General features: G+C 61.4%; 9 protein-coding genes. 8 read left to right on the top strand and 1 reads right to left on the bottom strand.

All coding sequences use genetic code 11. From position 1 onward, the window contains the following. Positions 1-230 precede the first annotated feature (230 nt). The 8 genes from H5U38_10360 to H5U38_10325 all read left to right on the top strand — a co-directional run bounded on the left by H5U38_10360 (position 231) and on the right by H5U38_10325 (position 11641). Complete coding sequence (locus H5U38_10360) at positions 231-1289, top strand: PorV/PorQ family protein (protein ID MBC7187425.1); 1059 nt, start codon at positions 231-233, stop codon at positions 1287-1289. A gap of 157 nt (positions 1290-1446) precedes the next feature. Beyond that, positions 1447-4608: a T9SS type A sorting domain-containing protein gene (locus H5U38_10355; protein ID MBC7187424.1), complete on the top strand. Its 3162-nt coding sequence runs from the start codon at positions 1447-1449 to the stop codon at positions 4606-4608. A gap of 16 nt (positions 4609-4624) precedes the next feature. Further along, a complete protein-coding gene (locus H5U38_10350) occupies positions 4625-7615 on the top strand; it encodes a PD40 domain-containing protein (GenBank protein MBC7187423.1) in 2991 nt (996 codons plus the stop codon). Positions 7616-7636: 21 nt separating this feature from the next. After that, the gene (locus H5U38_10345; protein MBC7187422.1) at positions 7637-8458 is read left to right on the top strand and encodes a hypothetical protein; all 822 of its coding nucleotides are present in this window, start codon (positions 7637-7639) and stop codon (positions 8456-8458) included. Further along, a complete protein-coding gene (locus H5U38_10340; GenBank protein MBC7187421.1) occupies positions 8455-9249 on the top strand; it encodes a hypothetical protein in 795 nt (264 codons plus the stop codon). The genes H5U38_10345 and H5U38_10340 overlap by 4 nt, the downstream gene beginning before the upstream one ends. 253 nt (positions 9250-9502) lie before the next feature. Continuing rightward, positions 9503-11020 carry a sigma-54-dependent Fis family transcriptional regulator gene (locus H5U38_10335; GenBank protein MBC7187420.1) on the top strand — a complete coding sequence of 506 codons (1518 nt, stop codon included), beginning with the start codon at positions 9503-9505 and terminating at the stop codon, positions 11018-11020. 8 nt (positions 11021-11028) lie between these two features. Beyond that, a complete protein-coding gene (locus tag H5U38_10330) occupies positions 11029-11229 on the top strand; it encodes a hypothetical protein (protein MBC7187419.1) in 201 nt (66 codons plus the stop codon). A 22-nt stretch (positions 11230-11251) separates the two neighbouring features. After that, entirely contained in the window at positions 11252-11641 is a 390-nt protein-coding gene (locus tag H5U38_10325; GenBank protein MBC7187418.1) for a HEAT repeat domain-containing protein, read from the top strand. 84 nt (positions 11642-11725) lie between these two features. Here the strand turns inward: H5U38_10325 and H5U38_10320 are convergent, their stop codons facing one another. Further along, positions 11726-13726 (bottom strand): oligopeptide transporter, OPT family, encoded by a 2001-nt coding sequence (locus tag H5U38_10320; GenBank protein MBC7187417.1) that lies wholly within the window; start codon positions 13724-13726, stop codon positions 11726-11728. Between the last annotated feature and the right edge of the window lie 152 nt (positions 13727-13878).

Genomic DNA, 13878 nt, shown 5'->3' with positions numbered 1-13878 from the left:
GCTGACCACGCCTGTCTTTGGCAAGGGCAGTCGTGTAAAGTGCAGGTCCTCTGACCGGTAGCAAACTCTCTTTTTTGTGCGCCGAATGTCATGAGGTGGTGACTGCTCAGGTGCAGATCATCGTGGTCGTTCGGCGTTTTTCGTTCTTGAGCGACAGTTGGGCTCCAAGGTGTGATTGGGTTGCGCGGGTGGTGGTCGGGACGGTCATGGTGTCTGTGGAGGTCTGAGCGATGAAGAAGACGATCGTGGCAATGATGATGGCGCTGGCTACGGCGGGGCTTGTCGGCCAAGCCTTTGCAGGCGGAGTGAGCAAGTCGGCGGTGCTGTTCCTGCGCATCGCCCCGGGCGCGCGGGCAGCAGGCATGGGCGAATCGTTCTGCGCGGTGGCGGATGACGCAACGGCGGTGTACTGGAACCCTGCAGGTTTGGCGTTCCAGAAGGGGCGGGAGATCACCCTGATGCATGCCAAATGGCTTCCCCAATTGGCAGATGACCTGTTCTACGAGTTCGGTGCCTTCCGATTGCCCATTGAGGGCTTGGGCACCTTTGGCTTCAACGTCACCTACATCAACTATGGGGAGCAAATCTGGACAGGCGAGGAAGGGCCAGAGGAGCTGGGGCGCTTCACCAGCTACGAGTTCGCTGTCTCTGCCCACTATGCGACAAAGCTGAACGACAACCTTGGTCTGGGCTTGAGCATGCGCTACATCCGCTCGTCGCTGGCCGATGTGCCCATTGGCGCAGCCAAGGACCCGGGAAAGGCCACAGCCTTCTCCATGGACCTGTCCGCTCTGTACAAGGCACCATGGCTGCGGGGACTGGCGTTGGGCGCAAATCTCTCTAACATGGGACCGAAGATTACTTACGTGGATGCCGACCAGGCCGACCCCCTGCCTACCAACCTGTCGTTAGGGGCTTCGTACCGGCTGGTGGACACCGAATATAACAAGCTGACGTTGGCCGTGCAGGGCGACAAAGAACTGGTGCGCCGCTACAAAGACGGAACCTCTGATCCTTTCTACAAGGCGATTTTCACTTCCTGGACCGACGATTCCTTCAGCGAAGAACTGAAGGAGTGGATCCTTGGCGCAGGGGTGGAGTACTGGTACGCAAACCTGATCGCCCTGCGCGCCGGGTACCATTACGACGAGATTGGCAAGGTGAAATTCCCCAGCTTTGGCGCAGGGATTCAGTATTCGCTCTATCGCTTTGATTTCGGCTATGTGGCGGCAGCTGAGGGCCACCCACTGGCAGGCACCATGCGCTTCTCGCTGACGATCGGCTTTTAGCGCCTCGCGTCCAGGGTTGAGCAGCAACAAGATGGGCAAGCACAGGAGTCGGGCTACAGGGGCCCGGCTCGGTGCTTGCCTTTTTTGAATCGATAACAAGCACGCCGGGCCACCAGAGCTCACCGCCGAGGGCCCGGCACAGGAGTGCGTGATCAGCATGCGCATAAGGGACCGGAAGGTACACTTCTCCAAACTCTTGCTTCTTGCCCAGGTTGCCCAATTAGGCCTGCTGGCGGGGACACCTGTCGCAGCTAATCATCCAGTACGGCCACGGATGGTGGTCACCGGCGCTCCGGACCAGGACCTTCTGGGCGTCAGGAGCGGGCAACGGGCCGCCCGTCACCTCCGCATTCTCGTGCTCCGCGCCCAGTTTCAACGCGACGAGTTGGCCACCACGACTGGCGACGGCACCTTCGACCTGCGCACCGCTTCTGAGGTTGCCATTGACCCGCCTCCACACAATCGCACTTATTTTGACAATCAGCTGCGGGCGCTGGCGCACTACTACCGCACTGTCTCCAACGGCAAGTTGACTCTCAGCTGGGAGGTCTGGCCACAGGGGGAGGAGGAAAGCTACCAACTGCCGCGGGAAATGAAATACTACAGCGGCTCGGGTGAGGCCGCTACTAAGGAGACAGGGTGGGCACACCTGCTGGCCGATGCCGTCCAGGCTGCCGATAGCGCGGACGCAATCGACTTTTCCCAATTTGACTGCCTCATGGTGTTTCATGCCGGAGTTGGCGCAGACTTTGAACTGGACCTCGATCCGACCCCCTACGACATCCAGTCGGCGTTTGTGAATCTGAGCACGCTCCGTGCAGCGCTGGGCGGAGGCGATCCTCTCTACCGCGGCATCCCTGTCAACCAGGGGCGCAGTTTTGTGAAAGAGGGAATCATCCTGCCGGAGACGGAAAGCCAGGAAGGCTACGAGATTGGGCTGCTGGGCCCCATGGCCATGCTCCTTGGCGCACAGCTGGGACTGCCCAGCTTGAACGACACGGACAAAAACCGGCCGGGCATCGGCCGCTGGGGGCTCATGGATCAAGGCTCCATGAACCTGCAAGGACTTGTGCCCGCTCAGCCGTGTGCCTGGTCGAAGGTCTTCCTCGGCTGGGAAGAACCGGTGGAGCTGCGCGGTTACCAGAGTAGCGTCCCTGTGGCCGCAGCATTGGCCAAGAGCGCCCCCCGCATTTACAAGATCCCCATCGATGCGAAGGAGTACTTTCTGGTGGAGAATCGGCAGCGGGACCTCAACAGGGACGGACGCGTGGTATGCAGGGACGCGTTGGGCAGACGTGTGGAGATCCTCGAGGACGGACGTCTGCTGCCGACAGGCTGGTCAGGCACCATCGTTCAAGTTGACGAATACGACTTTGGGCTCCCTGGCTCGGGAATCCTCATTTGGCATGTTGATGAGCGCGTCATCGAGGCCGGCTACGCAGATAACCGGGTCAACGTGCAAGCCGGACATCGCGGGGTGGACTTGGAGGAGTGTGACGCCGCACAAGACATCGGCTACTACTTCGGGTTCCCCACCTACGGCTACGACGCAGGAGATTTCTGGGACCCTTGGTGGAGCGGCAACGAGTCGCACAAAAAGGCCAACTCCGCTCCAGAGGTCATTTTTGGGCCGTCCACAATGCCTAACACCAGGGCCTACAGCGGGGCCGATACCAAGATCGTGCTCTCATCTTTCTCGGACCTCGACTCGGTGATGACCTTCGCCGTGCGCCACGAGGCGTTGGTGCCTGGTTTTCCGCGGTTTTTCGGGGTTGGTCAAGAGAGCGCCGGACTGGCTGTGGCACCACTGCGGCAGGAGAGTGACACCACGCTTATCGTGGCCGCCACCCTCGACGGGCAGCTCTTTGCCTGGTTCGGCGACGGCAGCAAAGTCGTCGCCAACGACGCGAAGAGATGTTCGACCACGCTGAGCGGTGATACACTTTGCCAAGAGGTGGCCTTGTTCGCGGAGTGGCCCCAGCAGATGGCCTCTGCCCCGGCCCTGGCAGACATCGACGGCGACGGCAGGGTTGAAGTGCTGGCGGCATTTGCCTCCGGAGAAGTGGTCGCCTGGCGTGTTGCCGACCGCGACCATGACGGCAGGGCAGACCTTGCTTCGGCAGCTACGGTGGGCTCTCCTCCTACCTCAGAATTGATGCTCGTCTCGGGTGGGAAACCATGCGCCTACGTTGGCACCGCCGACGGAGTACTCCAGGCTTTTTCATGGAAGAATGGGGAGCTCGCCGCGGAATGGTCAGCGACTCTCTTCTCCGAGCCGCTAACCGGTTTGGCATGGACAGGCCAACAGGTGGTGGCCACCTCGGCGAGCGGAGGCGTGGCGCTGGTGAGCGAGACTGGCGAGGCCGTGTGGCGTCAAAGCCCTCGGGGAACGACCAAGTGGAGCGAACCCGTCCTTGCGGATACGGACGGCGATGGGCATCAGGAGGTGATAGTGGTCCAAGCGGACGGAAGGCTCTTTTCGCTCCGTCTGGGCGATGGGGCGCTCGTCAGCGGGCCTGGGCCAGCTCGCGGCACGGCGTTGCCGGGAGCGGCTGCAGGCGACGTAGACCGCGATGGAGCGCCGGAAGTGGTCCTGGCAACCACCGCTGGCCTGTTTGGCTATGACGCAACCGCGGTGGTGGCAAACGACCTGAGCGTTCCCCTGTCGCCTGGCACTGCGTCGGGGTCAGTACCATCGCCTCCCGTCGCAGGCGATGTGGATGGCGACGGAAGTCCTGAGTTCGTCGCCTACCTGCCCGGCAAGGGCGTCGCAGCGTTCGCCCAAGGCGGGAAGACCTCTCCGGAGTTGGCCTTCTCCGTAGGGGAAAAGGTCACAATGGCGCCGGCTCTGCACGATCTTGACGGTGACGGCAAATTGGAGCTGGTAGCCATGAGCAGCGACGGCTATCTCTACGCCTGGCGCACTGATGGCAGAACGGAGGCGAACTCTGCCCCTTGGCCTCAGTATCGTGGCAACGCCAGTCACCACGGCAGGCTTGTGGTGCCTACAGTGCCGGAGAAGAAACGGGGGCGCCTGTTCGTAGACAAGTCGGTGTACTGCTATCCCAACCCCAGCGCAGGAGACAGAGTGTTCTTGCGCTACCAGCTGGTTGAGCCTGTCGACCTGGTGGGAATCCGTGTGTACGACCTCCTCGGCGAAATGGTCACGGAGCTGCGCGGCACTGTCCACTCGACGGGCGACAACGAGGTGGAATGGCGACTCGACCAGGTGCAGGCGGGGGTCTATCTGGGCCGATTTGAGGCGGTCAAGGGGAACACCCGCCAGGTCGAATTTGTGAGAATCGCGGTGGTGAGGTAGGGTCGTGAGCCGAGGCGTGCCGACAGTATTGACAAAGTGGCTTGCCTGCGCTTTGGCCGGCGCAGCGCTCTCTTTTGCCCAAACGTGGGCACAGGAAGCCGAGTACAATCACCCGGAGCTCTCCTGGTACACCTTGGAAACTGCGCACTTTGCCGTGCATTTTCACGAGGGGACAGAGCGCACCGCCCGGGAGGTGGCGCGCATCGCCGAGCAAATCTACGGCCCAGTCACTGAACTCTACGGATACCGACCTGACGGCAAGGTGCACTTTATCATCAAGGACTATGATGACAACTCCAACGGGGCTGCGTACTACTACGACAACAAGGTGGAAATCTGGGCGCCACCTATGGACTTTGAGTTGCGCGGCACCCACGACTGGCTGCCCAACGTGGTCACACACGAGTTCTGCCATCTGATCTCCCTCGGCGCAGCGCGCAAGATCACGCGACGCGTCCCTGCTTTCTACCTCCAGGCCATCGGCCGCGAAGATGAGCGGCGTCCTGATGTCGTGTTGGGTTTCCCGGACCGCATTGTCTCCTACCCGTTGCCGATGACCATAGTCCCCATGTGGTTCGCCGAGGGCATGGCGCAGCACCAGCTTTCCTCGCTGAGGCACGACACCTGGGACGCGCACCGAGACATGGTGCTCCGCACGGCAGTTATCAGCGGCAACCTTCTTTCCTTGGACGCCATGGGCGTCTTTGGCAACAACAGCTTAGGCAATGAGCGGGTGTACAATCAGGGTTACTCCTTAGTCCGGTACATCGTGGAGCGGTTTGGCGAGGAGGTATTGTCTCGCCTCTGCGCAGTGCTTCGTCAGCCATTCCAGTTCACCATGAACGGGGCGGTGCAGCGGGTGCTGGGAATGTCTGAAAAGCAGCTCTACGCCGAATGGGTCTCGTGGCTGAAGGAGCGCTACGAGGAACAGCTGGCGCCTGTGCGGCAGAATCGCGCGGAGGGCGAGCTGCTCGTGAAGGAAGGCATCAGCAATGTCTCCCCGGCGTGGGCCCCGGATGGCCAGCGTTTCGCCTATGTGGGGACGGGTGACCGCGATTATCTCAGCCAGACGACCCTTTTTGTGTACGACCGCACCACCGCTGCGCAGCGGGGGATAGCTCGTGGCGTGCAGGGCCAGCTTTCTTGGTCGCCGGAAGGCACGCGGTTGGTCTATGCGCGGCGGCGTGTGTGTGCGCATGGCTCGCGGCTCTTCGACCTCCATGTCTACGACCTGAGCCGCAAGCGCGAAACTCGTCTCACCAATGCCCTCCGCGCGCGGGACCCAGACTGGTCCCCGGACGGCGAGCTCCTGGCGTGTGTGGTAAGCAGAGACGGGACCGATAATCTCTGCACGCTGCGCGCGGACGGCACAGGGCTCCGCTACCTAACGACCAACAAGGACGGAGAGACAATCTACGGGCCTCGCTGGTCACCGGATGGCAGGAGTCTGGTCTTCGCCCAGGGAAAGGCTCATGGGCGGAGCATCGTGCTCATGGAGGTGGCCTCAGGGTCGATGCGCGTGCTGATCGACGAAGGGGAGGCGCGCGACCCTCACTTCTCCCCCGACGGCCAGTGGGTCTACTTTAGCTGGGTTCGCACCGGGATATTCAACATCTACCGGGTCGACGTGGCAGGCACGATAATCGAGCAGCTGACCAATGTTGAAGGTGGCGCCTTTATGCCGGACGTCAACGACGCGGGCGAGTTGCTCTATTCTTCTTTTCGTGCAGACGGCTACAAGGTTGCGCTGCAAGAGCTTTCATCGCGGCCGCCGGTGGCGGCTTTTCCCTTGCCGTGGTTACGCAGCGAGGGTTCTAACTCCTCGCCGCCAATCTCTGCTGCCAGTCCGCCAGACTCATCTCGTGCACCGTCAGCGCGGCCGTACCGCATGGCCTATTCGCAGCTTGCCTTCCTCCCCCGCATCATGCTTGATTACGGGCGCCTGAAGGTGGGGAGCTATTTCTACTCGTCGGACATGGTTGACCGGTACTCACTGCTCGGCGGGTTCGGAGTGAACCTGGCTCGCGATTTCGATGCGTTTGCCATTTTTGAGTACCGGCGTTTCGCGCCCACGCTGTTCCTGGAGCTCTACGCATTCTCGCTGCACATGGACGAACGCATCGAAATCCTGGAGGGCGAGCCGCTGTTGCCGGTGAAGCTGCGCTTCGACGTGTTGGAAGCGGAGATCGGGTGCCGCTACTGGCTGTTCGATGCGCTCTTGGTCAGGCCGGTCTTTTCGCACGCGCAGTACACGAGCAAGATCGCTGACTTTTACTTTCAAAACAAGCGGTGGTGGTCGCCCGCCAACACTTATTTCATCGGCAATCGGGTCGGCGTCGACTGCGAGGTCGACCTGGTCCGTCGCGCAGTGGCGAGCGAGATCGCCCCGGCGGCTGGGCGAAAGATCAGGTTCATGTACCGCTACGAGTTCAACAAGTTCTTTGAGGATTTTTCCACCGACAACCCGTACGGTACTGTGCAGGAGATGTACACGCCGTACAACTACAACTCCGTCCAGCTGGACTGGCAGGAGTACTTGCGCGTCCCCGTAAGTCGACACGCCTTAGGCCTGCGCCTGCGCGCCGGCTACATTGACCGCCCGGTGGACAGTTTCTTTAACTTTTTCGCCGGCGGCTTGGACGGGATGCGTGGCTACTCCTACTACAGCATCGAAGGCCGGAAGATGTTGGTGGCCACCTTGAACTACCGTTTCCCCTTGTGGAGGACCATCAAGCGCAAGGTCCTCCAGGTGACCATGGACAAACTGTACGCGGGGGCTTTTGCCGACTGGGGCAACGCCTTCAATGGGCGGCTCGAGCCGAAGGAATTCAAGCGCGACGTAGGCGTGGAGCTCCGTCTTGAGGCGTTCTCGTTCTACGGCTACCCGACGCGCCTTTGGCTGAGCGCTGCCTATGGCCTGGACGGTTTCACCAACGCGTCCACCGGCCTTCGTCATGGCCAGCAATGGCGCTATCACTTTGGTCTTGCCTTCGCATTCTGGGAATAGCGGCAAGGAGGACATGAGCCGATGACCCGCACGTTCCTGCTCGTAATGGCCGTCTGCTGTTGGGTTGCAGGGGCAGTAGAAGAAGCGGCGGCGCAGAACTCGCTTCTTCAAAGGCAGCGCTTGGGCGTGACTGGTGATGAGCGCACGTTTCACGCTGCGTTGCTCAGCCCGTGGCTGCGCGGGGCGCTCGCACCGGAGAAGCACAGGGACAATGCCAAAGGGGGGCAGAAGTCTCCGCTGCTCGGCGGATTGGCCTCAGCGGCAATACCCGGCGCCGGCCAGGTCTACGCTGGTTCCTATTGGAAGGCCCTCGGCTTTGTCACGGTAGAAGTGGCAAGCTGGGTGTTCTACGTCCGCTGGGACAAGGATGGCGACCGCATCAAGAGCCAGTTTCACGAATTCGCGGACACGCACTGGCGGGAGGATGAATACTGGGCCTGGATCGCTCTGGAGTCAGGCCTGCCCGCGTCAGATCTGCCGGCGCTGCGCCAGTGGGAACGCGAACACTTTAGTCACTTCCTGCACGAAGAGAAGGACCAACAGTACTACGAAATGATCGGCAAGTACGATCAATTCAATGTCGGCTGGGACGATACCAACACGCCGCGGGGGAGAGATTCGGCACGGCGAGACTACTACGAGACGCTGCGCGACAAGAGCAACAAGGCCTACAAGAAGGCGGCCACCTGCGAAATGATTGCCCTTGCTAATCACGGACTGAGCGCGTTGGATGCGGCATGGACCGTGTCGCGGCACAACCGTCGCGTGGCTCATACCTCGCTGCGCATCGTCCCGATGCCGCAGACAGGTGACTATCTCCTTAGCCTGCGGGTGAACTGGTGAAGGGCCTGAGCACAACGAGCGCGGTGGCTATGGTCCTCGCGCTCTCGGCATGTGGCATGGGCCAGGAGTTGCCGCACAGCGACTCCCTGAACGCAGCCACGAGGTTATTCTTCGGCTCCCTGGGCAGTCAAGGGGCGGCGCAGGTGCTCCTCAGAGAGGTTCCTGTCATGAAGCCGCTGGCAGCGCCTGCCCCGTCAACAAGCCCGGTGACGGGGAGGTCGCCAGCGCGGGCGTTCTTCCTCTCGCTCCTCCTGCCCGGCTTGGGGGAGCGCTATTGCAGGGCCGCGACTCGTGGCTGGGCCTTTACGGCAGCGGAAGCGGGGCTGTGGGCCGCATTTGCTGCCTTCAGGGTCTATGGCGACTGGCGCACCGAGGACTATCGTGCCTACGCTGCTGCACGGGCAGGTGTCGAGCCACGGGGCAAGTCCCACCGCTACTTCGTGGATATTGGCAACTACAGCGACATTGAGGCCTACAACGCGGCGATGCTGCGGGAGCGTAACCTGCCAAAGGTGTACCCGGACAGCGAGACTTATTTCTGGGCGTGGCCGAGCGAGGTGGAGCGTGTCCGCTACGCACACCTGCGCGTGGGTGCCGACAAAGCTTACCAGCGCTCGGTCATGGTGGTGGGTGCCATCATTGCCAACCATTTGGTGAGCGCCGTCGACGCCATGTGGCTGGCCAAGCGGAGCAATCGCCCCGCAAGCCAGGGGGACGTGGAGTTCGGAGTGGATTGGAGGTACTCTGCAACCGACGCCAGCCTGCGGGTGGCTGCCACATATCGCTTTTGAGCCTTTCTGTCGATGCTGTTCTGACCCTGCCGACTTTCTGATGAATGCCCACGAGGGGTCGCTGTCTTTGTAGACACGAGCCTGAGCTTTATGTGTTTCCTCCTGCCAGACTGAGGCCTTCTGACACCCTGCGGCTGCCGCTCCGGGGGCTGGCTTGCCCTGTGTAATTGCGGCATCCTCGCCTCGCATTTCCTCTGCCCCTCAGCGTTTTGTCTGCAACTTTTCACCCTAACATTCTGTATGAAGAGCTGCAATGACGACACCCGACGAACGCAGTGTGCTGCTGAGCCGCTTGGCGGAGGTGGGCGAGACCCTGCTGGCGTGCCGGGACCTCGATGCCTTGTTGGACGCGCTCATCGACGCTGCGGTGCGCCTGGTTGGCTGCTGCCAGGCGTCGCTGATGCTCTTCGATGTGCAGACGCTTCGCCTGACCCACAAGCGGGTGCGGGGCTTTGCCACGGCCCGGTTGCCAGAAGCGCGACTGGTGCTCACCGAGGATGTGGCCAAATGGATGTACGAAGGCGGCGAGCTGCTCGCCTTGGCAGAGGAGCATGGGGCGAGGTTTCTGATGATGTTCGCGCCGGGGGAGGCACGCCATTTCCGTTGTGAGCTGCGCTTGCCTTTCTACGTCAAAGGCCTCTTGGTGGGTGTATTGAGTCTGGGGCAAAAGGGCGATGGCACCGACTATGGTGCGCCCGAGTTGGACGCATTGCGCGTGCTCATGAGCCAGGGGGTGCTGTGCCTGGAACGCCTCTTGCCGAACGGCCAGCGCATGGCTGGAGGCCGGAGCAACCAAACCAGGCAACGGCTGAGTGGCTTTCGGGTGCAAGGACAGGAAGAGGAGGCGGAGCTGTTGGGGCAGTCCCCGGCGATGCAGGCCGTACGCGAGCTCATCGACGAGGTGGCACCGCGAGACGTGCCGGTGCTCATAACGGGCGAGAGTGGCACTGGCAAAGAGCTGGTGGCCAGGGCAATCCACCGCAAGAGCCAGCGCGCCGTACGCCCAATGGTAACGCTCAACTGCGCAGCCCTCCCCGAGGCGCTGGTGGAGAGCGAGCTATTTGGCCACGAGAAGGGAGCCTTCACTGGGGCATGCGCTCGCAAGATGGGCAAGTTCGAGTTCGCCCATGGCTCGACCCTCTTCTTGGACGAGATAGGCGACATGAGCCTCGCCGTGCAGGCCAAACTCCTGCGGGTCATCGAATTGGGGACTTTTCAGCGAGTGGGCGGGAACGACACGTTGCAAGTTGACGTGCGGCTGATCGCTGCCACCAATCGCGACTTGCGTCAGGAGATTCGCGCAGGCAAATTCCGCGAAGATCTCTACTATCGGATCAACGTAGTGGAGGTTGCACTCCCTCCCCTCCGCGAGCGCCGGGAGGATATCCCCCTGTTGGCCGATTTCTTTGTGAGGCGCTTTGCCAAGAGGTACCAGAAGCCCCTCAGAGGCATTGATCCCCGTGCGCTGCAAAGGCTGGTTGCCTACGACTACCCCGGCAATGTCAGGGAGCTCCAGAACCTTATCGAACGGGCCGTGATTCTGGAACGCGGACCCTATCTGACCTTTCACCTGGTGCCTTTTTCTCCCGTGGAGGGCAAAGCCCTGGTGGCAGAGAGCGAGCAGCTGACCCTCGAGCAACTGGAGCGGCGCTACATCGAGCAGGTGATGCGGGCCGTGGGGCATAACAAGTCGCAAGCGGCCCGCATCCTGGGCATTGCCCGCAAGACGCTGCGTGAAAAGTTGGACAAGTACCGCGCCACTCCGCCGTGAGTGGTACGATGCGTGCCGCGGAGATGGGGGATTTGTACCACTTCACTGGGGCCCACACAGTTACCCCTTCCGAGCAGCAAAGCCCGTTCTTCTGCGCTTTGCCATCCCTTGAGTTCACAAATAGTTACAGCGCCATCGAAAAGAAGGCCATGAAGCGCCTTTCGCCCGCCATGGCATGGGAATTGAACATGGGCTCGGTGGAATGGTGAACAAATCGAGGAGGCCCATGCGATGAAGGCGGTGACCATTGTGCTGCTCAGCGCCATCGTTACCCTCTCTGGCGTCTTTCCGGCGAAAGCCACGGCGCCGAATGGAGAGTACGAGCGCTACCTGATTGCCTGCCTGAGCGATGGCAACCGTGGGGTGCGCACCAGCGCTGCCCAGCTGCTTGGGGACATGCAGTGCCGCGCGGCGGTGCCCCGGCTGATGTGGATGGTCGAGCACGACCTCGACTATGCGGCGCGCATTACCGCCGCCGTAGCTCTGTGCAAGATCGGCGATCCGCAGGCCTTGCCGCTCCTGCGCCGCCGGGCCAAGCACGATGTCAACAAGACGGTGCGGCGCGTGCTGGCTGGAGTCGTGCAGGCCATGGAAACTACCAGGCTGGCGGACCGGTTCTGACCCAGAACAAGGGCGTAGTGCACAAAGGGCAGGAGTTGTTGCTCCTGCCCTCTGCCCTTTTCCCCTCGTCGGCAAGAGCTCTTCCTACCCCTGTCCTCGTGCGCTCATGGCGTAACGGTAGAGAAATATGCAGAGCCCGAGGAAAGCCACGAGGCTTACCATCATCCCCACATGCCAGTTGCCGATCGTGGTCTCAGCAAGGCCAATGTGCAGTCTGTCGCCCGCCACAAGCGCGAGGAAGGCACTCACCACCCCCATGATGGAGCCGCCGGCGATGAAACCCGAAGCAATAAGCGTCCCTTTCTCGCGTCGGGCACTGTTGAGGGCCTCGTCCTTGCTGCGATGCGACACCCAGTGAGCAATCAGCCCTCCTACGATGAGCGGGGTGTTAAGCTCGATGGGCAAATACATGCCCAAGGCAAAAGCGAGAGGTGGCACGCCGATCATCTCCAGCGTGAGCGCCATGAAGACCCCTGCGCCGTACAAGCCCCACGGCACCTGAGAGCTCGTGAAAAGAACGTTGAGGACTGCGGCCATCGCGTTGGCCTGGGGGGCGGCCATCGGCGAGGGATGCTCCTCAGAAGGTACAAAGCCGTACACTTTGTTGAGGAGCAGCACCACGCCGCCGACAGCCAAGGAGGCGACCAGCGCTCCGAGAAACTTGAGCCGTTCCTGGTTGAAGGGCGTGGAACCGATCCAGTAGCCGATCTTTAGGTCGGTGATGAACCCCCCAGCCATGGAGAGTGCCGTGCAGACAACGGTGCCAATGATCAGCGCCGACAACATGCCGCTCGTTCCCGAAAGCCCCAACTTGACCAGTATGATGCTGCTCACAATCAAAGTCATGAGCGTCATGCCGGAGACCGGGTTGACACCCACAATGGCCGTGGCCCGTGCAGCCACCGTGGTGAAGAGAAAAGCGATGACCAGCGCCAGAAGCAACGCCGCCACCGCATGGAGCCAGCTCGTTACCACCCAGGCGCGGAAGAAAAGGAGAATGCACACCGTGACCAGGCCGATGAGGACGAGGAGCACGGACATGGGGATGTCGCGGTCAGTCCTGCTGACTGTGCCGCCGGTGCTGGCCGCCTTCCCCGCAAAAATCTCCTTGAAGCCCACCGTAAAAGCTTGGGCAATGATCTTGATGTTCTTGACGATGCCGATGATACCCGCGCAGGCGATCCCGCCGATGCCGATGTGGCGGATGTAAGAGGTGAAAATCTGCTCGGCAGACATCTGACCGATGGGCACGCTGCCAGGCGGAAGGGTGACGCCCAGGTGCTGCCCGAAGAACCAGGTGACTGGAATGAGCACCAGCCAGGACACGAAGCTCCCGGCGCAGATGATCGTGGCATAGCGCAAGCCGATGATGTAGCCCAAACCCATGACTGCCGCACCGGCGTTGAGCTTGAGCACCAACTTTGCCTTGTCGGCGAGTGCAGCGCCCCACGGCACCAACCGCGTGGAGATCACCTCCGCCCACATGCCAAATGTGGCGATCAAGAAGTCGTAGATACCGCCCACCGCCGCAGAAATCAGCAAGACGACCGCCTGCGCTCCACCGGTTTCCCCGGTGACAAGGACTTCAGTTGTAGCCGTGGCCTCGGGGAACGGGAGATGGCCATGCTGCTCCGCCACAAAGTAGCGACGCAACGGAATCAAGAAGAGGATGCCCAAGAATCCGCCGAAAAGAGAGGCGAGGAAGATCTGGAAAAAGTTGGCCTGCAGCTTGAGGATGTAAAGGGCGGGGATGGTGAATATCGCCCCCGCTACGATCACCCCCGAGGCGGCGCCGATGGACTGGATGATCACGTTCTCGAGGATGGTGTTCCGCCGAGCGTAGAGTCCGGCCAGTCCTACTGCCAGGATGGCAATCGGGATCGCGGCTTCGAAGACCTGGCCAATCTTCAGACCGAGGTAGGCAGCAGCGGCCGTGAACACGGCCGCCATGAGCAGGCCCCAGAAGATTGCCCGCCCACTGGCCTCTGCGGGGGCCTGAGAAGGCGGCACATAGGGCACATACACCTCGCCCTCATTGAGGGGACGATAGGCGTTTGGCGGCAGGGTCTTGCGCGTCGCTTCCATAGCTCCTCCGTAGTATGCCTTCGCCACAGGAGTCTGCTCTGCTCCCGTTCAGCTATGAAAAGGTCGGGCAAATATACGCAAAATCTGCATAGCGCGCAAGCAAGAAAAGCACTCCCTCCGCACTTCATGCTTCTCAGAAAGCACAAAACCGC

The organism is Calditrichota bacterium (assembly GCA_014359355.1).
In the GTDB taxonomy this organism is placed as follows: Bacteria; Zhuqueibacterota; Zhuqueibacteria; order JANLFK01; family Oleimicrobiaceae; genus Oleimicrobium.
The sequence above is the reverse complement of the archived record's forward strand: the minus strand, read 5'-3'. Positions and strand labels throughout refer to the sequence as shown.